General features: G+C 49.2%; 20 protein-coding genes. 4 read left to right on the forward strand and 16 right to left on the reverse strand.

Translation table 11 applies throughout. The features are described 5' to 3' along the window. Positions 1-71: 71 nt before the first annotated feature. Positions 72-983 (reverse strand): CPBP family intramembrane glutamic endopeptidase, encoded by a 912-nt coding sequence (locus AC3RCI_RS21515; protein WP_492526306.1) that lies wholly within the window; start codon positions 981-983, stop codon positions 72-74. A 140-nt stretch (positions 984-1123) separates the two neighbouring features. On the opposite strand from AC3RCI_RS21515, the gene AC3RCI_RS21520 reads away from it, so the two are divergent. Then, complete coding sequence (locus AC3RCI_RS21520; RefSeq protein WP_492471768.1) at positions 1124-1702, forward strand: TetR/AcrR family transcriptional regulator; 579 nt, start codon at positions 1124-1126, stop codon at positions 1700-1702. 350 nt (positions 1703-2052) lie between these two features. On the opposite strand, the gene AC3RCI_RS21525 is transcribed toward AC3RCI_RS21520, so the two are convergent. The 5 genes from AC3RCI_RS21525 to AC3RCI_RS21545 form a co-directional block, all read right to left on the reverse strand. Beyond that, complete coding sequence (locus AC3RCI_RS21525; RefSeq protein ID WP_492526308.1) at positions 2053-3609, reverse strand: glycoside hydrolase family 32 protein; 1557 nt, start codon at positions 3607-3609, stop codon at positions 2053-2055. Positions 3610-3688: 79 nt separating this feature from the next. Next, complete coding sequence (locus AC3RCI_RS21530; RefSeq protein WP_492526310.1) at positions 3689-5140, reverse strand: glycoside hydrolase family 68 protein; 1452 nt, start codon at positions 5138-5140, stop codon at positions 3689-3691. A 242-nt stretch (positions 5141-5382) separates the two neighbouring features. Next, complete coding sequence (locus AC3RCI_RS21535) at positions 5383-6228, reverse strand: PRD domain-containing protein (protein ID WP_336780478.1); 846 nt, start codon at positions 6226-6228, stop codon at positions 5383-5385. 9 nt (positions 6229-6237) lie between these two features. Next, positions 6238-7785, reverse strand: a complete 1548-nt coding sequence (locus tag AC3RCI_RS21540) for a PTS transporter subunit EIIC (RefSeq protein WP_492526312.1) — start codon at positions 7783-7785, stop codon at positions 6238-6240. Between the two features lie 368 nt (positions 7786-8153). Next, positions 8154-8708 carry an NAD(P)H-dependent oxidoreductase gene (locus AC3RCI_RS21545; protein WP_492526314.1) on the reverse strand — a complete coding sequence of 185 codons (555 nt, stop codon included), beginning with the start codon at positions 8706-8708 and terminating at the stop codon, positions 8154-8156. Between the two features lie 199 nt (positions 8709-8907). Between AC3RCI_RS21545 and AC3RCI_RS21550 the strand changes: the two genes are divergently transcribed. Next, complete coding sequence (locus tag AC3RCI_RS21550; protein ID WP_336780475.1) at positions 8908-9270, forward strand: winged helix-turn-helix transcriptional regulator; 363 nt, start codon at positions 8908-8910, stop codon at positions 9268-9270. A 46-nt stretch (positions 9271-9316) separates the two neighbouring features. Beyond that, positions 9317-10036 (forward strand): SDR family NAD(P)-dependent oxidoreductase, encoded by a 720-nt coding sequence (locus AC3RCI_RS21555; RefSeq protein WP_154896969.1) that lies wholly within the window; start codon positions 9317-9319, stop codon positions 10034-10036. A gap of 148 nt (positions 10037-10184) precedes the next feature. Here the strand turns inward: AC3RCI_RS21555 and nagZ are convergent, their stop codons facing one another. The 7 genes from nagZ to AC3RCI_RS21590 all read right to left on the reverse strand — a co-directional run bounded on the left by nagZ (position 10185) and on the right by AC3RCI_RS21590 (position 21345). Beyond that, a complete protein-coding gene (gene nagZ, locus AC3RCI_RS21560; protein ID WP_492526316.1) occupies positions 10185-13631 on the reverse strand; it encodes a beta-N-acetylhexosaminidase in 3447 nt (1148 codons plus the stop codon). A 10-nt stretch (positions 13632-13641) separates the two neighbouring features. Next, positions 13642-14805 (reverse strand): N-acetylglucosamine-6-phosphate deacetylase, encoded by a 1164-nt coding sequence (locus tag AC3RCI_RS21565; RefSeq protein ID WP_492526318.1) that lies wholly within the window; start codon positions 14803-14805, stop codon positions 13642-13644. Continuing rightward, positions 14802-15584, reverse strand: a complete 783-nt coding sequence (locus tag AC3RCI_RS21570; RefSeq protein WP_492526320.1) for a glucosamine-6-phosphate deaminase — start codon at positions 15582-15584, stop codon at positions 14802-14804. The genes AC3RCI_RS21565 and AC3RCI_RS21570 overlap by 4 nt, the downstream gene beginning before the upstream one ends. Positions 15585-15589: 5 nt before the next feature. Then, complete coding sequence (locus AC3RCI_RS21575; RefSeq protein WP_492526322.1) at positions 15590-17899, reverse strand: Ig-like domain-containing protein; 2310 nt, start codon at positions 17897-17899, stop codon at positions 15590-15592. A 62-nt stretch (positions 17900-17961) separates the two neighbouring features. Beyond that, on the reverse strand, positions 17962-19518 hold the full coding sequence (locus AC3RCI_RS21580; RefSeq protein WP_492526323.1) for an extracellular solute-binding protein: 1557 nt from the start codon (positions 19516-19518) through the stop codon (positions 17962-17964). A 45-nt stretch (positions 19519-19563) separates the two neighbouring features. Beyond that, positions 19564-20433, reverse strand: coding sequence for a carbohydrate ABC transporter permease (locus tag AC3RCI_RS21585; RefSeq protein WP_261780104.1), 870 nt, complete (start codon positions 20431-20433; stop codon positions 19564-19566). 15 nt (positions 20434-20448) lie between these two features. Beyond that, the gene (locus AC3RCI_RS21590; RefSeq protein WP_336780827.1) at positions 20449-21345 is read right to left on the reverse strand and encodes an ABC transporter permease; all 897 of its coding nucleotides are present in this window, start codon (positions 21343-21345) and stop codon (positions 20449-20451) included. 343 nt (positions 21346-21688) lie between these two features. Here AC3RCI_RS21590 and AC3RCI_RS21595 point away from each other — a divergent pair, with 343 nt between their 5' ends. Further along, the gene (locus AC3RCI_RS21595; protein ID WP_492526325.1) at positions 21689-23974 is read left to right on the forward strand and encodes a helix-turn-helix domain-containing protein; all 2286 of its coding nucleotides are present in this window, start codon (positions 21689-21691) and stop codon (positions 23972-23974) included. A 76-nt stretch (positions 23975-24050) separates the two neighbouring features. Here AC3RCI_RS21595 and AC3RCI_RS21600 read toward each other — a convergent pair whose 3' ends face one another. From AC3RCI_RS21600 to AC3RCI_RS21610, 3 genes are read right to left on the reverse strand one after another with little or no spacing between them, the layout of a single operon-like run. After that, on the reverse strand, positions 24051-24290 hold the full coding sequence (locus AC3RCI_RS21600) for a hypothetical protein (protein ID WP_492526327.1): 240 nt from the start codon (positions 24288-24290) through the stop codon (positions 24051-24053). A 28-nt stretch (positions 24291-24318) separates the two neighbouring features. Continuing rightward, positions 24319-24831: a hypothetical protein gene (locus AC3RCI_RS21605; RefSeq protein WP_492526328.1), complete on the reverse strand. Its 513-nt coding sequence runs from the start codon at positions 24829-24831 to the stop codon at positions 24319-24321. 24 nt (positions 24832-24855) lie between these two features. After that, complete coding sequence (locus tag AC3RCI_RS21610; protein ID WP_492526329.1) at positions 24856-25074, reverse strand: hypothetical protein; 219 nt, start codon at positions 25072-25074, stop codon at positions 24856-24858. Positions 25075-25159 lie beyond the last annotated feature (85 nt).

Raw genomic sequence — 25159 nt, forward strand, 5'->3', positions numbered from 1 at the left:
GAAGTTGTATTCCGGAGCTGAAGTGACTGGATTAGTGATGAGGAGATAGAGGCATCTTTGCACGGGCAGACTTATCCAGTTCCTTTTCCCTCAATCTGCAACAGAACATGAGGGGAAGAATTTATGAGTCCGTGAACCAAGATACTTACCCATACTCTACGATAGCGGGCCCATAAATAACCAAGAAACAGACCCGTAACCCCATGATTTGCAATCACTGTTGCCACATCAATATCCCACTGACCAAATCCTTGAATGGCAACATGCCAGATGGACCATAGTATTGAAACTAGTAGTATGGCAGGCCATCTTCCAAGCAATGCCTCCAACCGGGTTTGCAGCCATACCCGATAGAAAACTTCCTCCAATACGCTATTGATCATAAAACCAATGAATACCAAGAGAAATAATTCTGTCAAATCAGTTGCTTCGATTACTCCTTCTGGTTGTGCAATTGGGGAATAGAACTTTAGATAACCCCAGACCACAATAATGATTAGTGGTGCAATGACGTTTCTTCGAGAGCGAGGCTTTGCCGAGATAATTTCTTGTTGCGCGCCAGTCGTTTTGCTATAAATCAGCAAGAAAATCAGCGGAATGAAAAACAGTGTCGTCAACTTGAACGCTAAATAATATAGCTCGAAATGTAATCCTTGTGGGTCTATCGTTACAAGAGCAGCCGTAAATAAAACACCCGATATCAATAACACAATCGATTGAACAACCAAGTGATGTCTCTCCATTTGTTGGAAAGGCAGATGATTTTGACTTTTATAAGGAATCAGACGGATCAGCAAAATACCAAGGAATGCCGGCAACCAACTATGCCATATTGGAATCACTCCCTCATGGTCGGCCGTGTACCTTATACTCAAGTTTCCGGTCCACACTAACCACAGTACAGCAGCAAACATAATTATCATGCACAATAACCCAATTGCCTTTCCCCATGCCGGAAGCATTACTTTGAATTGCTGGTTCATTCTCTTTGCACTCCTTTGAGTTACATGCGGCATTTGCCCCATTCTTTTTTTAATTCAGTTGAGTTAAATAAACTCTAGCACATTCCATATTAATCGTCTATTTAATTCAGTTGAGTTAAAAAATATGATATTCTGTGTGTATGCCAAAAATCGTGGACCATGAGAAAATGAAGAATATTATCGCTGAAGCAACTTGGAAAATCATTAGCGAGAAAGGCATTCATCAGGCAACGTCAAGAACGATTGCGAAGGAAGCCGGATTATCACAAGGAGCTTTAAGACATTACTTTTCTAAACAAGAAAGCCTATTAGCGTTTGCGATGGAGTTAGTTAAGGAAAAGGTTCTTATTCGGTTAAGAAATCTGAATGCAAGAGAACTGTCGGCTCAAGAAAGAATTGTTGAATACTTGCTTGAGCTAGTCCCGACTGATGAACAAACATTATTGGAAATGGAGGTTTGGTTTGCATTTGTAGCCTATGGAAAAACGCAAAAAGGGTTCGATACCAATTATGAGGACCTTCAAAACGCAATCAAGGATTGCATTATATACTTGAAAAATGAAGGTCTTCTGAGCACAACCGATGAAGAGAAGGAACAAGAAAAACTGTATGCCTTTATGAATGGAATGGCTCTCAATTTGTATCTAGAGCCGGATAAGATAAATCGAACACGAAGCAAAGAAATGATACAAGACTACATCAATTGGATCATACATTAAAGGGAAGATTGACGTATAAATCGGGGAGTTACGTCTGCTGGCCAGAGCCAAGCAGAATACACTTTCCGTGCCTGTGCCTATTCAGTTGTGCATGGATTGATATTCTCTTGGGGTCCAGAGCTGCCTGCTATGTAACCAATTGCAGAATCCAATCTAAAGCTGGAGCGACTGAATTATTTATGAAGAGCATTCGGTGGCTACGGGGGAAAAATAAATGAAAGAAGCCCACATCTAACAATGCGGGCTTTTCGTCTTCCAACTTGATGGCAATGGAGGAGAGGCTAGCCTTCATCCGAATTGACTAATAATTAGACGTATTAATATAGAAACAGTTCGACCCATACCACCAATTATTCGAAATATTTTATCTGCAGGTTGCTAAATACTGCCGTCCCCCCTTCAGCATACAGTGTGATTCCGCGGTCATTCCATTTTGGAAAAATGATATTGGATAACACCAAAGAACCATCATCAACGAAGACCTCGATACTGGTCTTGTCTACCAGAATCTTGAGATGAACCTTGTTCTTCTCCGGAGCGAATGCCGCTTGACTCTCCAAATCTCGGCCACTCCTGTCAGGATTCCCGGTATAGGTCCGGTTCACATAGACATAGCCACCTTCTACATTGACGCCTGTATCCACATGTCGGCTCTGGTCCTTGGATTCACGGAGCCTTAATCCAATATTATTGATCTTGGTCCACGATATATCAGTCTCAAGCTGATACGAATCTCCTGACACATGAAGTGTATGAGATCCCTTCACTGTAATCGGTTTAAAGGCAGTCTCCGAGACCACTGCCTGTTCCAGAGATTCAATCGGTCTTGAGATCAGTCGATACTGACCCGTTTTCGATGTAATCAGTTTAATTTCACGAACAATCGAATCCATGCCGTTGTAACCTTCCGTCAGTGTCGGCGTATTGTTGGCATAGCTCCAGTTATTCATCCAGGCGAATGCATAACGGTGACCGGTTTTGTCAGGGCTTGCCCCATCTTCAAATGTGACTCCCCCATACCAGTCGAAGCCATAGTCCAGCCATTGTGGTTCATGAAGGTCGGAAACAAATTCTTTGCCATTAAAGCTTCCGGTCCAGTAAGCGTAGGTATTGGGTTGTCCTGATGATCTGCCGTTGGCGCTTACGCCGAGCACCCATTTGTAGGTTCCGTTATCTGCCCGCATCACAAATAGATCAGGACATTCCACCAACCCCACGTTTTCCGTGAAGAAGCCGCCGGTATATCGCCAATTTTTCAAATTAACCGACTCATAGAACCCAATCTTTGTCCCTTCAGCCAGAGCCATAACCCATTTTTCGGAGGGCTCATCCCAGATGATTTTAGGGTCCCTAAAATCCTTTTGTCCCGGATTCTTAATCACCGGTCGATCTCCATAAGGATTAAACGTTTTCCCTTGATTGGTGCTATACCATAAATATTGTTCCTGCTGTCCGCTGCTGGCAGAGGGCTGAGTCATGATCGCAACAAGTGCTCCCTTGCCGAAGCCGGCTGTACCTGACTCATCCACAACCAATGAGCCAGACCATGGATCACCGTTTCGGTTTGTGTATTTGGGTATTGCCACGCCTTCATCCTTCCAATGAACCAGATCGACCGATGTGGCGTGCCGCCATTCCGTACCATTGCCTGTGGGATAATCACCATTATAAAGATAATAATAGTGGTACTTCCCGTCCAGATATATCGGTCTTTGAGGATCATTCTTCCACTTGTCTGGCGTTGTAAAATGAAAGCTGGCTCGCTGGCTCGCGCCAGATGAGGCTGCTCCCGTATTCACTGTAGGCCATAGGTTGTTGGTCAGGATCGGAATAACAGTGAAGGCAAGCGTGATCACACCACAGACAGCAGACCCAATGATTATTTTCCTTCTGATTTTGTTATTCATAACAGATACCTCATTTGTAAAAAAAGAAAATGCCAATAGTTATCGACATTTTCTTTCTTTTAGATTCTGCGGAATTGGTTTATTCCACTGTCAATTGTCCTTGTGCCAGAATGCTGTCCTTCACTACGGATGTTTTGGAGCCTTTGATATTCACCAGGAAACTTGGTGCGAAGGTAGAATGATGATCTTCAAACATTCCTCGGTTGGTCATATAACTAGTGATCACTACGTTGTTACCTTGAACCTGCGGAATAGCAAAATGTGCGTAAGTCCAGGTAACATCTTTAGGGTCCAGATCTTGATGCAGTACAAGCCCAGTACCATTCAATGGCTTATATGGTCCTGTCAGAGAACCAGATACATATCCCAACATGTAGATATCTTCAGCATCAACACCATCCACAACCATTTTGGATCCTCTTGTATCCGTGAACAAATACCATTTTCCATTCAATTTAAAGATATTTGCCCGTTCAATTTCATCTGTTACCGTATTGGATGCAATCAGCGGCTTCATCACTTGTTTTAAGGTATAGTCGTCATTCAGTTCAATGATCCCCAAAGCTCCATTGGCTAAGGAAGCTAACTTTTTATTAGGGCTTTGCAGCAATTTCTCCCTCTCGGCCTGGAAGAACTTCTTGCTTCCTTCGTAGAAGGCTCTGTTATTGAATGCATCCTCGCCCTGGTAGCCCGTCTCTGTTCCAGTATTGGCTTCGAAAACAAGGTATTTGTGACCATTATCTTCAACGTAATGAGGATCTCTCAGCGTATGATTGTCGGAATAATCCCCACCGCTGAAAGCCTGCTCCACGGTTTGATACATTTTTCCGTCACCATCAAAGATCGACTTGAAATCTTCAACACCGTCCACCTTGAGCGTGTTCTCTGCAAGTTCAGAGACATTGATTTGAGCAGTCGTCAGGGTTTGCTTGCCATAAAATCCGTTGGCCGGGTCCCAGCCATGACGATTGGTATAGAAAAGACGAATATGACCATCCGTAGTCAGCGTAGAAGAGCCAGACCATTCCTCTTCCTGGTGGTTCAGAATTGGATCGTTCGGAACGTCCTTGTCGGTGTTTTTGAACACTCTGCCTGCATTTTTCCAGGCATCAATGGATGTGTCTCCTGCTTTTTTGTAGAACATATAAATGAATGTGTCTGACCCCCGATCCGGGTCACCCGCCAGACCAAAAACGATTTGATAACCATGATAGTCAGCTACTGTACCATCCGCATTTTGCAGGGGCCAGGTATCCCACACATCCATGTCGATGACGTTACCCTTTTCATCATATCCTTTTGCAGAAGGAAGATTTTGGATGGTAGATGCGTCAAACTGAGGAACCTTGAATCGTGCTTTGATTTGTTCCCCAGGGATTTTCAGGGCGTCTGTGCGTGAAATATGCGAGAAACCATAACTCTCTTTGTAGTCTGTACTTTCTTTTGCAAAAGCCGAAACTCCCCCACCTGCCAATAGTGTTGTTGCAAACGTTACTGCCGTCACTCTTCTCACAATCTTCTGGAAATTCATTAGATGTATCCCTCTCTCTTGTCATTTTTTTCCGGAAAACAGAAAAAGACCTAAAAATCGTTAGGGTATGGTGGATACACCGATCCCAACGGACTTTTAGGTCTTGCCTGCTTACCAGTAACAATCCCGACATATTCAACTGTCGATAACTATTCTATATGGTCGGATCAAAACTTGACTATAGATCGAAACTCCCGATTCGGATCAAGGACCAGGGACTCAGTTTATCAAGCACCAGAGAATCAATCCGAGGATGGATGAAGTCGATGATCTATCCGGTTGATTTCCATGGCGATCACAACCAGTTGGCTTTCGGTAAAAGCATATCCATAATCCTCTTCAACCATTTCACCGATCTCGCGGGCCTGTGTATATGCTTCAGTAAAATTCATCTTTGCCATCGCTACAAGCTCCGGATTCAGTTCATTGCGGAGTTTGCCTGATTCATCCGTTTGCAGCATATTCTCAATCTGGGTCAAAAGTCGCTCATAGTTCGCAGACCTTCGATCCAGTACACCGGCAACTTGTCCTACACCTTCCGCGATATCCCTGATCATGGCCGTCTTTTCCGGAGCCTTGTGGCGCATGCCCGCATTCTTCCAGGCCGTATGGATATGCATGGCGATATAACCAACCTCATCTTCCGGGATGACCACCTGCAAGTTCTCGTAGATCAAACGCTTGGCATGAAGCCCAAGCTGGAACTCTCTTGGATAGAGGATACGAATCTCCTCAAGCAGTGTATTCCGAATTTCGATTCCCTTGCCAATCCGCTCCAAGGCAAACGAAAGATGGTCTGCAAGAGCGATATGAATGTGCTCCTGAAACGTAACACCCAATGCTTTCTCGGCGAAAGTGATGATCTGCTGGGTGACTGCGATTTCTTCTTCAGGAAGGCTCCCCAGTATTTCCTGAAGGTGGTTGTACTGCTTCGGATCAGTCATCACAAACACTTTTTCAACAAGGCTTGGGTCTACAATATCATTTTTTCCTTTTTGGAAAACAACACCCGGCCCCATGACAATTTTCTCTTCTCCATGATCGTTAACCACAGCGGCGTTATTGTTGAGTATTTTTTTGATCTTCATGTTAGTCTCCTATGCCTGTTCGTTAAGTTTATCAGCCTCTGGTCGAACAACGCGATCCACACCGAGCAGCAAGGTAACGCTAAAAGCCGTAGCCAGAGCAAGCACAAAACCGATCAGATAATGAACAAGATTCATCAACCCCGGCTGTACGATAAAAGCGATCATCGGGATTCCGGTTAGCCCAAATGAATTGGCCACAACCTGATGAAAAGCGACATATGCTCCTCCGGCGGCTCCTCCTGCAGCAGCACCTATAAAGGGGTGCCCAAGTTTAAGATTCACACCATAGGTGACTGGCTCGGTGATACCGAACAGCGCCGTGATCGAGGCAGGCAGAGCTATTTTCCTCAATGCTTCATCCCGGGTTCTGGCATACACTGCAAGCCCGGCACCTGCTTGCGCGATATTCGCCATGGACCAGATCGGTAGCAAGAAATTGAAGCCGATATCCGGATTGGAAATCAGTCCAACTTCGACAGCCTGAATCCCGTGATGAAGACCGGTGATCACAATGGAGCTGTATATCCCTCCAAGCAGAAGGCCAAATAGCAAGCTCCCGTAGTTGAAGACGTGTTCCAGAATACTTCCCAGCGAGCGGCCCAGACCCAGGGCAAGGGGTTCAATCACCAGTATCGCAAGGCTGCCCGCGATGCTAAAGCTTAAAAAGGGAACGAGAAGAACAGCTCCGGATGACGGTATCCATCGGCGTAGTCCTTTCTCAATTATCGTTAGCATAAACGCCGCAAGAACGGTTGGAATTATGGCTCCCTGATACCCGAATTGCGGTGATAGGGGCAAAACTTGAGCTAATGCCGGATCTCCACCGATGTCGGTGAACGGAAGAATCCCCGGATGAGTCATGACGATCCCAACAGCGGCACCAAGCGCCGGGGTTCCCCCGAACCGTTTGGCCGTGTTGTATCCGAAAAGAACCGCCATCAGCTGGAACGCTGAGCCCGTCAGCAGTGACAGAATTCGGAACCACATTTGGCCTGGATCATCCCAGCCGAATGCTCCCGCAAGTCCCAAGAGACCCAACAGCAGTCCAGCCCCGACGAAGAGCGGAATAATGGGCACAACGATATCAGAAAAAAATTGGAATGCGTCCACCAACCTGTGTAACAGCCCTCGTGAATGAATCTCCTTATCATTGGATGACCTGCTGGCCGTAGACACGGACGGCAGAAGATGAGAATCAGCATGATCTTCTTCGTGTAGCCGTGGTGTGGCAGGTCCTTTTGGGCTGTCTTCTTTTGGGATGGACGAAGCAGCTGACTGAAGCATGACATTCACCTGGCGATTAACCTTCGAGACAAGAGCGGGACCCAAGATAATCTGCAGTTGTCCAGCACGAACGTGCACCCCTTGAATTTCCTGCATACCGTCAAGACGTTCTTGTTCCACCAGATCACTGTTCTGCAAACGGAGTCGAAGTCGTGTCGTGCAATGGGTGCTTTCGATAATATTGTCCGCTCCTCCAGACCATTCAATAAGTTGCATGGCCAATGCCCTTGCGGAACTACGCCCCTTAGTGACACTCCGGTCATCCTGCTGCATGGATGCTCCTCCCTGTTACTTAGCATTAAAAGGACATCGAAGGATCGATGTCTATCATTGAAAGTTGATCTTCTACAAAAATAACAATTCCGTCATTTATGGCAATATTACTATTGTGACCACTTCACTTTCCAAAATCAATGGTCAGTAAATACCACTACTGTGAGGACAATGGCTCATCTTGGCTTTGCAGTCAGTTCTAGCAGATCGCCCCTTTTCTCCAGAATTCGAATACCCTCTAATGGAATCAATAGATTATATCTCAATAAAATCCCGATAGTTACGGGGAAAAGCAAGCAAAAAGAACCCGCGTCGGAAGCAGGCTCTTTGTTTTGTAGCAATTAACGGCCATTTCAGGCATTTTCTGTTCAAACCGATAGATTTCCAACTTCATTCTGAACCTTACTGATATAACGATAATAATCTTGAGCACTTTGGTTTATCTCTTCATCAGTCATTTGAAATGATGCACCGAAAACTGCAAAATACGGCAATGCTATCGCGCCCACATGATTGATACTGGCTTTGAAAGGTGCAATCACTTCATCTACCGTAAAAGAGACGGAACCTTCCGTCGAGTAATTTTCTTTTTTATCCCCAATCGACATGGCGAGGCTCAGCTTTTTCCCGTGCAGTTTATTGCCCGATGATCCATACGCCCACCCGTAGGTAAAAACATCATCAAACCACTTTTTGAGCAAAGGCGGATAGCTGTACCAATATAGCGGAAACTGCAGAATAATATGATCATATGCTTCGAGCAGCTTCTGCTCTCGGGAAACATCGATATCCCAATCAGGATATGCTTGGTAGATCTCATGGATGGTAATATCAGTTGCATGCTGCTCAAGCTCTTCTTTCCATCGCCGATTTACTCTTGAGACGTCGATATTCGGATGTGCCAGGATCACGAGTGTTTTCATTGTTGTACTTCCTTTCTTGGCTCAGGCTAACCCTTTTGTTTGAATAACGCCATTATCATATAGGCCTGACAGAAAGAAAATACACACAATAAAGTAAGATGGTTACTTCGAGGTGTGTATGGACTTCATCAGCAAAGTTGTGAGAAAATGAACAGTTATACCGCATCAACAAGATGTAATCTGAACGAGGTGAGCTGTCATAAAACAATATAATCTGGGAATCGAAGCAACGCTCGAGATTATAGGCGGCAAGTGGAAAGCGCTAATTGTATGCTTATTAATGTCAGGTGTGAAAAGGACAGGCGAGCTGCAGCGCAGTATCGACGGCATTTCACAAAAGGTCCTGATTCAGCAATTACGTGAGCTGGAGAGGGATGGCCTTGTCAGAAGACATGTGTATCAACAGATGCCGCCAAAAGTCGAATACAGTCTTACGGAATATGGAGTTACTGCCAACAAGATCGTGGATGTGATGTGTGCATGGGGACGAGATAATATAGCATTAAGACAGCAGCAGGGAGAAGAAATTTTGCTTTTGGAAAATAAAGAATCTGTTACTTGATCCGCTATCCTGATTCAGTAAATTGAAAAAGAAGGAGAACTTTGACATGAAAAACTATCTCGTATTTGGTGCAAGTAAAGGACTTGGAGATGCCTTCGTCAGAGGTGTTCCCGAGCAGGGAGACAAGGTCTGGGTCATCTCTCGCAGCAGGCCTGACAGTTTAAACCTGAATGACGGCGTAGAACGCATATGGATACAGGCAGATCTGTCCGATCTCCATGCAGCCAGCGTGGTCACAGGCGCACTTCAGAACGAAACACTGGATGTTCTCATTTACAATGTGGGCATTTGGGAAAAGGAAGGATTTGAGGAACACTACTCGTTTGATCAAGACGCTCCAGCGGATATCTCGAATCTGATACATGTAAATATCACATCGGCGATTGTAAGCATTCAGGCATTACTGCCCCATCTCCGGCAATCGACAGCTGGCAAAATTATTCTGATTGGCTCCACTGCCGGTCTGAATAATTCAAATAATACTCAGGTTTCATTTGTAGCTTCCAAATTTGCCATTCGAGGAATTACGGAAGCCTTGCGGGAACACACGAGACACGATGGCATTGCCGTTACGTGCATCAACCCCGGAGAGCTTGCAGCTGCAATCCCTTATGAAGAGGGCAGTGAACGTGCACTTGCTGAATATAATGGCACACGTATCCCCCTCCAGGATATGGTCTCCATCGTCAAATGCATCGTGAACCTGTCCAAGGCAGCCTGCGTAAAAGAAATCAATATCCCGGCGATAACTGATACGAACGCATAATGAGAGTCTTAATACGAGTCCGGCTCGAATATATGAAGAACCCTTATATAGGCTAAATGAATAACAGATTGATTCAATACAGTAAAAAGCCCGTTTAGTAACGGGCTTTTTACCTTTCCATGACGAAATTCAATTTTACGCTGACAAGTTACTTCGAAGCGGTCCTCGTCAGCAGCTCCACCAGTGCCCGCAGCGAATAATCGGAGGTGGAACACAGCTGAATGCTCCCGGCCTGCCGCGGTAGAGTGGCGTCATCATACGGATTACGCAGCACCAGATTCAGCAAGGGCTTAACCGAAGCCAGTGCCTCGGCAAGCGCCAATTGACCTGTGAACAGATGAGCATTAAGGGTACCCTGAATAACGACATCCGCAGCTGCAGCCTGCTGCACAAGTGATGTAATCTCCTCCGCATCAGGCTTCATAGCACAGTAGCGTGTCACCACGGTCAATCCTGCATCCTTCAAAAGTGATGCCAGCCTGATCTCAGCTGCACCACTGTTATCCGCCTGGGTCAGCTGCTCCTGCTGCGGCAGTATCAGCAAATAGTTCAGCGAAGTCTTGAGCGGAAGCAGGCTCTGAGGGTCCCGGGTAACCTTCAGGGTTTTTCGAGCCAGATTCAGTGCCTCCTCATCCCAATTCTCCCTAGGAATGGGCTGGGCAGACGCTTGGTATTGTTGAAATTTACCGTATAGCTGCCGGATCCGATGAACGGACTCGTCAATTCGTGCCTCGTCGATCCGCCCATCCTGCACGGCTGCCAGAATACCCGCAATAACCCGGCTCTGATACTCAGGAGTGTGACACATGAGAATCATATCGTTCCCCGCCTGGACGGCCAGTACGCCTACTTCATCCGGACTGAAATGGTTGCGTATGGCTCCCATCTCGATATCATCGGTGCAGATTACACCTTCAAAACCCAGCTTGTTACGCAGCAGCTCTGAGGCAAAAAAAGAACTGAGCGAAGCCGGAAGACTACCGGATTCCGGAATGTTCGGAAACACCAAATGGCCCATCATGACCGAATCCGCTCCGGCATCGATTGCCTCGACGAAGGGGAGCAGCGGTCCTTCCATCAATTGCTCAAGCGTCAGCTCGCACGCGGGCAGAACCACATGCGAATCCCCGCTTACTTGCCCGTGACCTGGAAAGTGCTTTGCCGTCACGGCCACACCTGCTTCATGCATTCCCTCAATATAGGCACGACCGAATTGGGCTACCAGCCGCGGGTCCTCTCCGAAGGAGCGAACACCCACAACCGGATTATCAATATTGGTATTTACATCCAGTACAGGTGCCCAGTTCATCGGAATCCCGAGCGCGTTCAACTCACTGCCGATGAATTTACCGAGCAGATAGGCGGTTTCCGGGTCTTCGCTTAATCCGACTGCCCGGTTACCCGGGATATAGGGGAAGAAGGTTTTGAACTTGGACAGGGTGCCTCCTTCTTCATCTACCGAAATATAATAAGGCAAAGCGCTTCCAGACTCTCCAGCTATGTCCTTAACTTCTCCGAGCAACGCAACCGTCTGCTGCTCACTCTCCACATTATGGGGAAAGATGCCGATCCCCCCAAACCGCTGCTGCGACATTCTCCCCCGAAATTCCGGCTCAGCACAGATCGATGGCGTACCAACCACACACATCATGGCTATTTTATCTTCCAGACTCATCGCCTTCGGTTCAGATTCCGTATAGGTCGCATCCAGCCCCAACTCATGATAGAGTGTGCGCTCCAGATAATCATGCAGATAGAACCTCGACTTCACAAAATGCTCTGCCATATCGGACGGCTGGTAACGCTCGAGCGCAGCCCTCAGGCGGGGAAGAACCTTCTCGCGTCCACGGCGGTTTCTCGTGTAGTTATTCTGCAGCGAGCGCCATTCCGCATCATCTCCAGGATACAGCTCCCAGCGGTAGGCATACTTGTGGATCGCTCTGGAACGGTCTGTAGCCACCTCATAATCATGCATAATGGCAATCAGTTCCGCTTCTTCCTTATGATTCCGAACCTCGTTCAGCAGCTTCCAGATCACCTCATAATAATCCTCCAACTGGTAATTGCCAATGCGAGTATGTCCGGTTACCGGATCGATGCCATGAAACAATTCCAGGAATCGGTCGATGAAGGTGGAGGCATCCACCTTACGATTCCAGGTTAAGTCCGCATGCAGCAGCATCGGGTACCAGGTGGTTTCAAAAATACCATACGGAACACCGAGACTGAACGGCCCCGTCCAGTTGGTGGCAACGATACAGTCAAGTTCCAGCTTGCCGGCTGTCTTGGCCCACTGAAGCAAATTGTCCGTCCGGTTTGATAATACCGGATAATTCTGATGCTCCGCCCAGTCAAAGCTGCGAACAGCTGGAGCCCCCATGACTTCGATGCCTAGCGATCTGAATTTGTCCGTATGCGAAGTAACCTCTGCTTCAATATTGCGTCCGTTATAAATCCAGATCATGGCTGCACTTCGCTGATCCAGTTTGGCCAGTTCCTCTGGCGGACATTTGTCCAGCATGTCATGCCAGAATATCGGCTGTTTCCCCCGCTCTGCTGTAAAGGCGATCAGCCGGTTCAAAAAAGCGATAAAGGCCCGTTCCCTCACGCCGCCAAATTCGACCTGGCAGCGATCGCATTCGCATAAGCTGTAGACCTCGTCACAGCCAAGATGGATATATCGCGATTCCGGGTGGGCGTCAATCATCTCTGCAAGCAGCGTGGCAATCAGCCCGAAGGACTCCGGGTGCGACGGGCAGATTTCCCCGGTGGACTGTTCTGTTTCGCGAAGGTGCCGCCAGGCTTCGTGGCGCAACACATACTCCAGATGTCCGAAGCACTGTTGAAGCGGAATAATCTCGATAAAATGTTCATGCGCCGTACGCTTCAGTTCTTCAAGCTGCGAAAGGCTCAATGCATGCTTCGAGTGTGCGAACTCTGGATGCGTACGGAATGGAAATTTATCCTCATATTCAATGAGAACTGCGTTGGTCTTATATTTAGCAAATTCCCCCAAATATTCGATCAAACGTTCCGGCTTCGAGAACGTCTGGCGCAAATCCAGGTTCATTGCCCGCACAGCCGTATCCGGCCAGTCTGATATGGACACGGCCGGGATGTCTCCATCCGGTCCACGAAGTTGAGCCAATGTCTGCAATCCGTAAAACAAACCCGCTGCATCCAGCGCACAGACCTCAGCTCTTCCGGCCGATACCTCTAACGTGTAACCTTGCGACCTCCCATCAAGACAAGCCCATTTTTCTTCCCTTTTTGCAGTGACTGAAGTGGCAGCATGAGGAGGTAGCTGGCTCTTCTCCTGTTCTTCCAGGACTTTATCAACAGTCTGATCATTCATCTCAGGCCCATGGTCTCTCTGCTGTGGTTCTTGGTCCGATAAATGTTCTGCAATAAGCCAGTAGCCCTTATCAATCCTTGAGGTTGTATGTTTAAGGCCCGGAAATGCCCGGCGGCAATGGATCTGGAGCCGAGGATCCTCCTGCTCCATATAAAGGCTTATCCTTGCCTTGCCATCCAGCCTTAAGGGGCCTTCCTGAATTTCTGTCATTTGCTTCGGTTGCGGTATCAAGCTCAGCATCGCTCTCCTCCTATTCGTTACCCTGTGGCTGCAGCCGCCCGTTCTTCCAGCATTGCATTATGCTCAACTTCCCACCGTTCATGTTGAAGCTAACCAGATCGGCCGGTGCTCCTGTCTCAAGTCCTGCGGCCTGTTGCAGCCCCAGGAGCTCCGCAGGATGCGCAGAAGCACAATCCCAGGCGGTGGCGAGCCCGGTTAGCCCCGTTCTCACAAGATAGCCCACCTGTTCCGGCAGCATCATCGCCGAGCCCGCCAGGAGCTGAGGTTGGTCGGCAAGGTGCAGCCGACCCTCATCCGTTAATACCACTTCACCCCCGATATGCGGGCGGTAAGAACCGGGTGGCATGCCGCTCAGTGAAACGGCATCGCTGACCAGAATGGCTCGTTCCCCCTTCATACGGAGAATCACTCTCAGCACGGACGGCGGAAGATGATGGCCATCTGCGATCATGCAGCCATACAGCTCATCTGCCGCGAGCTGCTCCCACAGATAATTGGGATGGCGAGGAAGCGTCAGATGCGCACCGTTGCCGAGATGGGTGGACATGACAGCCCCTGCCTGGACGGCTTCCCGGATCTGCTCAGGTGCAGCTGCCGTATGCCCAATCGAGACAAGAATACCCGATTCGCGGCATCGGGCAATAAATGAAGCGGCATTCGGCCACTCCGGTGAAAGGGTCACAATACGGATCAACCCTTCGGCGGCCTCCTGCCAGCGGCACAAGGCATCCCAATCCGGAGGAACGATATGCTGCCGTGGATGTGCGCCGCGCGGGCCGTCCTCCGGTGACAGAAACGGGCCTTCCAGATGAATGCCAGCAACGCTCGCGGCGACTTCGGGCTTCAGCCGAACAGCTTCTGCAATAGCAGATGCTGATTCAGCAAGCTGATCCAAACTGTTCGTGATGAGTGTCGGGCAGTAGCTTGTGACTCCCTGGCTCGACAGCAGCATGGTCAGCTTCAGCACCGTATCGGGGAACAGCGGAGCCGCATTCAGATCCAGACCCCAGCCGCCGTTCACCTGCAAATCAACCAGGCCAGGGGCAAGCCAGGGAAGATGTTCCGCGGAAGACGTCACGGCAAGCTCGGTAACAGCAGCAATGCGTCCCTCTCTGACTCTGACCTCAATGGGGAGCCCCGTCCGGTAGTGTCTCCCAACCATAGTCACGCTCACAGGCCGAAGGCTTCCCGGTCCGTAAACATCGTAATACCGGGATGTGTACGCAGGATGGTAGCCGGACATGCCGTGCTTATCGGATCATGTAAAGCTGCCTTGAGCGCCTGACGTTTCAACGCCCCTGGAACAATGGCGAACAGTCTCTTCCCTGCCATCAGCGCCGGCACCGTCAGAGTCAAAGCCTGTTCAGGTACATCATCCAGCCGGGCAAAACAGCCATCGTTTACCTGCTGATGTCGGCAGGCTTCATCAAGCTTCACCTTTTTCACAAGCAGTGGGTCATTGAAATCAGCAACGGGCGGGTCATTGAAGGCAATATGCCCATTCTCTCCGATCCCAAGACAGATGATATCGATGGGCGCAGCACGGAGCAGCTCTCCATATCTCTGGCACTCCTGCTTCGCATCGCCCAGTCCGTTCAGCAGTTCCACCCGCCCCGGCTGAATCCGGCTGAACAGCCGTTCCGTCAAATACTGGCCGAAGCGCTGCGGAGCCTCATCCGGCAAGCCAATGTATTCATCCATATGAAAGGCACAGACCCGTGACCAGTCAATGCCCTTCTCCTGCACCAGCCCATCATACAATTCGTTCTGCGAAGGTGCCGCAGCGAAGATCATGCGGACCTGATGCTCTGGATCCTGCAGCAGCTGTCTTAATCGATCTCCAACCGCGGCTGCCGCGGCTCTCCCCATCTGATTCCGATCGGCATAGATCTGTACAGACATCTGCTCTACAACCTGAGTCTCCAGCGGCTGTATCAAGCCATTTACATTCATGCTCCTCATCCTCCTTCAGAAGGCTCCTCGCCCGATGCTTCATGTCCCGCATTCTGCATCAGCAGTGCCGCATACGGCAGATCATGCCCTGCTGCATAGTAATAACCGCCATAAACGATTCTGCGCGGTTCAAAACCGACCTGCCTCCCCGGGACCACCGCTTCCGAGCCAAGCGTTATACTTCCATCTGCTCCAGTGATCCCGCTGGTATACCGTCCTGCAGAATAAGTGAATCTCCCCTCCACTTTCACACCCGTCAGCACCTCGCCAGTATTGTAATCTCTGACCTTTAGGGTGACAGATACTGCCGTTCCGTTATAAATCAGATTCATATCCGAGACAACCAGAGGCTTTAGTGAGGTACCTCCCGTTGTGACTGTCACTTCATCGGTGAGCGGGCCGATGTTGCCCTGCAAGTCGCGGGCCGCAATCCGATAGTAGTACGTCGTATCCGGCAGCAGTCCCTTATCCTGGTAGCTCAGTCCCCGGGCGAGTCCAGCGATATCCGAAGCAGCAGGCGTGAATCCTTGAACAGTGCTCCGATAAATTACATAGCGCTCCACTTCCATGTTATCCGAAGCTATTCCATATTTCAGTTGTATGGTCTGATAATCAGTCGTCTCAACAGACGGCATCCCTGCAAGGGCTGAAGGGGCCTCCTGATCATCCGGCGCGGTCCAAACTATGCCGTCCGTTCCCCAATAAGAAGGCAATGCACGGTAGGAATCATAGTGATGGACGGCAATACCGCCGAAGGCGCTGCTCTGCCCGTAAGCTGTATTGACCTTATCCAGTTCGGCCTCCATATGGCTGCGGCCTTCCTCCCAGAACGTGATCGTCTCCGGATCACCGCTGTTCGCGATATCCAGCGTCTCCACACCAATAACCACGGAATTCGGCTTGCCGATCTGGTCTGCATAAGCGAGTTCTCCGGCAGCCCCGGCAATAATGCCGGCGGTTCCATCCGCCGTATCCCGGTAATCCATGATGGAGATGTAGTCGGAGATATCCTGAACATGCTCGGAGAGCCACTTGCTGGAGCCATTCCAGACAATATTCGCACCCTGATCCGACGTGTCATACCATTTGGGCACAGCTGGACCAAACGGCAGCCGGATACCCGCCATATCCCGGCGATCAATCATTTTTTGCAAAACATCCAGATATTCCTGCTGCAGGAATCGGCTAGGATCTCTAAAGTCGGGGGAAATGTAAGGTTCAATATCCACATTGATGCCGTCAAATTTCTCCGGATCTGCCGCTGCAAGATTGTAATTGATAACCTGTTCCATTTCCCTCACTGCATGAGAATGATACTTCTCGTAAGCGCCCATGTAGGCCGGAGAGGTGCCTCCGGCAATTAATGCATGCACCTGCACATTTTTGCTATGAGCCCAGCTCAGGAATGAGCGCAGCTCGGCCTCCTGCTCTTCCAGTGCGTTGTACCCCGCATATTTGCCCACTGCGAGATACAGCGTCTGAACAGGCTCTTGACCGAATGTCTGTGTATCCGTAATGAACGATTCCAGCACCTGGCGCGAACCGGGATTCAGAAGAAGCTTGTAGCTTTCCGGTTCCCAGATCCACATGGCGCGGTCCTGATCAGGCAAAGGCAAGGCTGGTTCGTGCGTCCCGTTTCCAATCTGCGCATACACGGTTGGGCTGTAGCCGTACCGCTGGGGTGCACTGCTCGCTCGTGCTTCCAGACTGACTGTACGATCGCCCATTCCCGCTGCGTCCCACACGAATACATACACCGAGCCTTGCTGCACGGCCTGCTGCCACGCCCCTCGATTCACCCTCACCTCTACCAGCGAGACCGGAATCGGCGAGACAGCTTCAATCGTGACCTCTACCGGGCCGCTTAAAGGTACACCTTCGGACGGTCCAGTAATCGTGACCACAGGAACAGCCCCTGCCGGATTATCAACGGTAAGAATGGCGGGAACGCTCCATACCCCGTAGCGGGTAGATGTATCCAGCCCGCGGACGACCAGTTCCACTGACCCGTTATAGCCCGAGGTATCAAGCATGTAAGACCACGTGCCGCTGTCATCTCCATCGGGATCATTCATCAGTACCTCGTATTGGGACGTTCCGTTCACATACAGCCGAATGTCATACAGGTCGGTATAACTGCCTCCGATCTCTACCATCCCTCCGTCCGACACATATCCACCTTCGGGTACGTCCAGCGAGATGGAACCGGCTGCTCCCGCCTTACCAGGGAAGAGCATTCCAACGAATACCATACCTATCAACAAAACCATGGCCAGCCTGAATCCGGAGTACACACGCAGGTGCTGCTTTTTCATAAGCGAAGCCTCCTTTTGCCATTCTGCACTAATGGTCTAGGATCCCTGTGCCGTACATTCGCTCATTTGGCGCTCAACTGAATATTGAGGACCCGGTCATACGCTTCCTTATAAGTGCTCAGCAGCTGATCTACGCCAAGATTGTTCATTTCCTCTACATACTTCTCCCAATCCATCAGGCTGCGGGAGCCGGTCACGAATTTGGCAAAGCTCTCATCGCGGTGCTTTTTGATCGCCTGCCCGGTAATGGATATAATTTCATTTTCACCCTCGGTAAAAGCAGGTCTCGGCTGCATGGAGGAAGGATCATATTTCACTGCTTCTTCATAGGCATGCTTCAGATCATCCGAGAACAGCGACAAATGAGCATTAAAATCAATCCAGGTATAGGTTCCGCTCGTCTGAAGCCCCGTCTGCTTGCGCATTTCAATGACATCGTTATACTCCGGCTTGAACTTGATCGTATCCCCTTCCTTAACATAGGTCTCGCCCTCTACTCCCCAACTGCTGAACGTACGCCCTTCCTCGGAATAGAAAAAGTCCATGTACTTCATGACATCATCGATGTTCTTGGAGGTGGAGGCGACCGTCAAACCGCCCTCCATATAATGAAAGTAGGGATTAAGCTGCTTGCCCCCGGCAATGCCGGCCGGTGGTGCCATGAACTGCATGTTGAACTCGGGATTCTCCGGCTGCATGGCATTGTTGAAGAAATCAATCCGGCTGATATAATCGATGGTCACGAATGATTTGCCTGTAGAGACCATATCCTGCCACTGCTTGGTTTGCAGCGATAGGAAATCAGGCGGAACCAGACCTTCATCGTAGAAGCTTTTCCACATCCCTACCATGGATTTATAATTGTCTTCGGTCGGTCCATAACGCCATTCTTTCTGATCAAAATCATAGTAGGCGCCTTCTCCGGTTCCATAATTCACCGTCATATTTGCATTCATCTCATCCGGGATCTGCCCGTAGCGGATGGAGAGAGGGTAACTGTCCGGATATTTCTCCTTCAGCTTCTTCAGAGCAGTATGCAGCTCTTCGTAGCTCGTCGGAACCTGAATGCCTTCCTTATCGAAAACGTCCTTTCGATACATCCAAATCATGCGGTTCGTCTCACCGAAGCCCTGATTGGGAAACATATACATCTTGCCGTCGGCGGAGAGGGCAGCCTTCGCTTCCTCGGGGTATTGTTTCATCCATGCCTGCAGATTCGGCATGTTGTCCATATGCTCCATCAAGTCCACCAGGGCGCCCTGCTGCCCAAACTTGTTCGATTCCTTGCGATTCGGCATATACATCAGATCAGGCAGCGATTTGGAGGCAATCGCCAGGTTCAGGCTCTCATCCAGCTTACCGGAAGGTGTCTGCACTTCAAGCGTGACGCCAGTCTTCTCCTTCAACCAGCCCCAAACGGGCCAGCTCTTGGAATAAGGGAATGTGGCATTGTTATCCAGCAGCGCCGTAAAGGTTTTTCCCGTTCCCTTGGAGTCCGTAATGCCGTTCTCCCCCTGAGCATCCGTCGGCGTGCCGGAACCATTGCCACCTCCACTGCATCCCGCTACCATCGTTACAGCAATCAACAGCGGAAGTATTGCCAATTTCCATTTGCCCATGCGCTTCTCTCCCTTAATCTGAATTTGCGGTAGTTTTCTTGCCGATTAGCCTTTGACCGCTCCAACCATGGCTCCCTTTACAAAATACTTCTGTACAAACGGATAAATGATCAGAATTGGCAGGGTGGACACCATGATGGTCGCATACTTGAGTGATTCCTCCACCACCATATTATCTCCACCAATGGAAGTGACGTCGCCTGAGCTTGCACTGCCGGCCAGCACCAGATTACGCAGCAGCACCTGAAGCGGAAACAAATCGGGAGATCTTAGATAGAGCAGCGGGAAGATAAAGTTATTCCACATGCCCACGGCATAGAACAGGGCAATGGTGGCGAAGGACGCCTTGGAGAGCGGCACGACAATACGAATGAAGATGCCGATATCGTTCAGGCCATCCATGCGGCCCGATTCCTCCAGCTCTTTGGGAATGCCCGAGAAGAATGTTCGCATCAGGATCAGATTCCATGTACTGACTGCCCCTGGAAGAACCATGCCCCAGACGGTATCCACGAGATTCAGGGAGCGGACCACCAGGAAGGTGGGAATCATTCCCCCGCTGAAAAACATCGTAATGACAATCAGCACGGTGAAGCTGTTGCGCAGCGCCATGTCTTTCCTGGACAATGCATACGCTCCGGTTGAAGTGACCACCAGCGAGATCAGCGTACCGAGCACAGTATAGATAATCGTATTTCGGTAAGCCGTCCAGATTTGCGGATCTCCCAGCACCAGCTTATACATGCTCAGGTTGAAGCCCTTGGGCCAGAAGGAAATATTGTTTTGGATGACGTTTACGTTGCTGCTGAGGGAAACAGCCAGCATATGAAGGAACGGATAGAGTGTGACCACCACAACAAGCAGCAGAACTAACGATGCCACGAGATTAAACCAGGAGAACCGGAGGGATTTCACATTCACACCTCTTTTCTACCATAGACTGGTTTCACTTAGTCGGCGGCTAAGCAAGTTGGCCGTATAAATGAAGATCAGGCTGATGACTCCCATGAACAGGTCAATAGAGGCGCCATAACTGAAGTTTCCCTGGACCATCCCCACCCTGTAGACATAGGTGCTGATAATATCCGCTGTATCGTAGATCGCCGGGTTCTGCATCAGGAAAACCTTCTCGAAACCAATCTCAAGCACCTTGCCGATATTCAAAATCAACGTGATGACGATCGCAGGAGATATGCCGGGCAGCGTGACATGCCAGATTTTGCGCAATCGGCTTGCTCCGTCCATATCAGCCGCCTCATACAGCAGCGGGTCAATGGCTGTCAGTGCTGCCAGATAAATAATGGTCTCCCAGCCGATGTGCTGCCAGATCTCCGACAGGACATAGATCCCCCGAAATAGCCCGGGTTCATTCATGAAATTGATCGGTCCCACGCCAATCCATCCGAGCAGATTATTTATCAGTCCTCCGGTGGGGGAGAGGAACATAATGACCATACTTGCCACAATCACATTCGAGATAAAATGCGGCAGATAACTGACTGTCTGCACAAAACGCTTGAACGCCGCCTTACGCACTTCATTGAGCAAAATGGCAAGCAGGATCGGGGCCGGGAAGCCAAAAAACAACTTATACATCCCCAGCAGGAAGGTATTTTTCATGAGCGGCCAAAAATCAGGATTCTCCAGAAACATCCGGTAGTATTTGAGCCCTACCCAATCACTGGCCCAAATTCCCTTAAACAGATTGTAATCCTTGAAGGTGATGACCAGTCCGAACATCGGTGCATAGCGGAAGATTAAATAATACAGAAGGCATGGCAGGAAGAGCAGCCATAGCGCCTTGTTTTTGTTCCAGATCCGGGTCATCCGCGCCTTCCGCCGTGACGAATGAATTAATTTTCTTCGCAGTTTGTCTTGCATTAAGCCAGCATCAGCCATCGGCATGCCCCCTCTTGCTACATGATTGCAGCTCAACTAGATATGAGATGTGAGCTAACTTCCCCTGTATAACCGGGGTTTGTAACCGAATTATAGCTGGATTTCAATGGTAAGCGCTATCTACATGTTATATAACATTTCGCCTATACTGCTATTTTCCAAATATCCGCGTATAAATCAGTAAAAGTGCATATTGTTTGTGTCAGCTTTATGCCGCTATGATAGGATTAGACCAATGATCTGCGGCTGTATCCGAGGGGGGAATGTCATAATGAAGGGACTGCATACAAGCCAATTCGCGCTGAATGGCCTGTTCGTCAAGCTAATGCTGAGCTTCATCAGTGTCATCCTGATTTTGGCTTCATTTAACCTGTTCTCCCATCTGTACCTGAGCAACAAGGTTTATCAGGAGATGGTGAGACAAAATGAATTGGGCCTTGCGCAGACCGTCGAAGGTTATGAGAATCACTTTCGGCTGACCCAGAACATGATTCTGGCCCTCACTCAATCGGATACCTGGACAGCCAATTTAGGCATTTTGAGCCACCTTAAGGAGAATCGCCGTTACGATATTCCCGCTGAAGTAAAATCGGACCTCTCTAGCCTGTACGCCAATCCTTTTTTGCATATCGACAATTTCATTCTTTATTTCAAGCAGGAGGACTATGTACTGGAGAAGGAAGGACTTAGCAGCGCAGCAGACATGTTCGGGAAATATTATTTCAGCGAAACGTACTCGCCGGACTACTGGAAAAGCCAGACGATGAACAACCAGTTCCTGAAAGTGATGCCCGCAGCAGCTTTTACGGAAAATACCGTTCATTCTTCCCGCTCCCTTGGACAGTTGATGCCCGTCATGATGAAAGCCATTCCTTATGAGGATGTATACGGCATTGTGATGCTGAATTCGCAGCGCATGCAGGATACGTATGGAGATGGCAGCCATAATCCGTTCTACATCTTGGATAATGAGGGGCGTCTGCTGTTCTCTACCTCAGAAGAGGAAATGCATATTCCTCCGCTTCCTGCAGAGGAAAGCAGACATGAACGCATTGGAGATCAGTATTACTTCTATGAAAAAGGCAAGCAAACCGGCTTCACCTATGTGAAGGTCACCCAGGCCTCTGTGATTGCCGCGGAAATGCGCGGCATGCAGCTGCTGCTTACGGTACTGCTCGGCGCTGCCATTGTGATCAGCGTACTCTCCTCCCTCCTGTTTAGCCTGAGGTTAAACCAGCCGCTGCAGCACCTTATTGCCGCTCTTGACCGAAACCCCGGAAGCGGGGCAGACAAGTTGAGCAGAGTGAAGGAATTCGCCATGATTGGTGACCGTCTCAGTTCCATACTGGAGAACAACCGATTCATTCAAAGCGATCTCGCGCAGAAGAACTCTCTGGTGCGGCAGTTCGCTTATACGCATAAAGTCAAAAATATCCCGCTCAGCTCCCATCTGGCAGATCTTGAGGAGGTTCGGCAGCCTGAACATCCCTATGTCGCCATTTTATTCAAGGTTGGCTTCAAGGACACGCCAGATGAATTGGAACAGCATACCCTATTATTATGGAAATTAATTCAGAGCCTGTTCACCAGCAATCAAAATAACAGCGTTGCACTTCAGCCTGAACAGGATCAATTACTCCTGCTTCTATTCGATCCTGGCCCGCAGAGCGGTATCCTGCAGGCGCTCGATACGCTGAAGGAGCTGCTTGCTGCTGAAGAATGCATGTACCTGACCATCGCGCTAAGCCCGGTATATTCTGGGGATATTCCGTTTACCGATGCGTACCGGAATCTGTCCACTCTGCTCAAGGAGCGCAGACTAAACGGAGAAACCCAGGTTATTGTAGAGCCTCGAGCTTCCTCATCCACTTCGTTTCATGTCAAGGTGACCTATGGGGAAGAACTGCATGACCTGCTGCAATCAGGCAACGAGGAAGCTGTTTTTGCCTGGCTGGATCGCCAGCTGGAGCAGCTGAGGCACAAGGACGCAGCCGCAGAGGATTTTCGCACATTTGCTCTCGGTGCGATGGAGCAGATCGGTAAGACGGTGATGAAACTGAACCTGACGCACATTGAAGGCGGGCTTGTCTCCTCTCCATCTGGTGATCCTTTCACCGGATTTTATTCCATACAGCAGTACAGGACATGGCTTCAGTCGCGGATTCAACCGATCCTCTCGGCGATCAGCAGCCAATTGGAAACGAAAGATCCCGTTATCAGCTTTGTGCTCGATTATCTGAACCATCATTATGGGGAGGATATTAATCTGAATCTTGTTGCCGACAAGCTGAATCTCACGCCGGGGTATCTCTCCAGTGTTTTCAAGGAAAAGACCAACATCAACTTCAGCGAGTATCTCAATAATCTCCGGGTTGAGCGGGCCAAGGAACTGTTAGTGAATGTGGATCTGCGAATTCAGGATATCGCCGTGCAGGTCGGTTATCAGAACGTAAACTCGTTCATCCGCATGTTCAAGCGTCGATACGGGCTGACCCCGGGAGAGTATCGCAAGCGTCATGCGGGCGATGACCCGTTCATCTCCTCGAATCATGGATAGCCAGGTGTGACGGCTGAGAAACCCTAATATCCTATATAAGCAAACACCCGCTCGGAGAGCGGGCGTTTGCTTATTATCACATGAGAATGTTTGACAGGTGTATAAGAGCCATTGAGGGGATGCGTTGATCTTCTGGAATATTCTCATAGAGAAGATGTCCTTTTCCCGCATCAATCATATGTTTGCGCATGGCTGCAATACGGCCTTTGCCGTGATCGATGAAGCGAAAATCCACCTGCTCCAGACTTGGCATTTCGCTCAAACGCTCAAAAGCTTCCGCCTTTATTCCCTTATGTATTTCTTTCAGTTCCAGCACCTCTAACGCTCCGCAGTCCATAGGTTGTCTATTCCCGTAGTGATTTCATAAAATCCAATTCCAGCTGTCGCAGGTTCTTCATGCTCGAAAAGTCGCACAACCGCTCGACTTTGGGAAGTGACAGGTGCAAAAAGTCCAGATGATGTAATGCACTCAGCTCATCAATTTGGGCCAGATTCCGTACAGACGACAATCTCAGCATACGAATGTTTGAGTCAGCGAGCACATCCAGGGGTCCATTCAAGACACCATGATCGATGGCCAGATATTCAATAAACGGCAGGTCCACAACAAAGTTCAGCGTCTCGATGCTGCAGTTTAACACCAATGTAGTCAGCCGAATACAATCCTCAATCGGAGCCAGGTCATCAAATTTCCCGCTAAGAGAAAGGTACTGCAGCTGTTTGTAATTTCGGATGAAATCCAGATTTTGCGTTTTGGCTGCTCGTATATTCAGAAATTCCATTCCTTGCAGCGCACCAAGTACACTCAAATCCTGTTTCTGTTTCAGATCCAATTTCAGAGCCCTAACATATTTCAATCCCGCAAGTATCTTCAAAAACTCTTACGTGTAACGTCCCTTCTCCTCCACATTCGTAATCTTCAGGATCAGATCAGGCCGTTTGGAAAATACCCGCTCGTCCAATTCTGCTACATCTTCCAGCATATCTGCTCCGACTACAAAAGAAATGGTAGCCCGATTTCGCAGCTGCTTCACCGCATGATCCATTTTCGCTGCATTCCAGGGAACGCCGCTCATCGACGCAATCCAAGGTTCACTCATTTCAGATCCCCTCCATCCGGTTTTCCTGCAATTGTAAATGAATAAAACCGATTTGAGAAGTACGATATCGGTCTGCACAAGCAGA

The organism is Paenibacillus sp. MT124, from assembly GCF_058792755.1.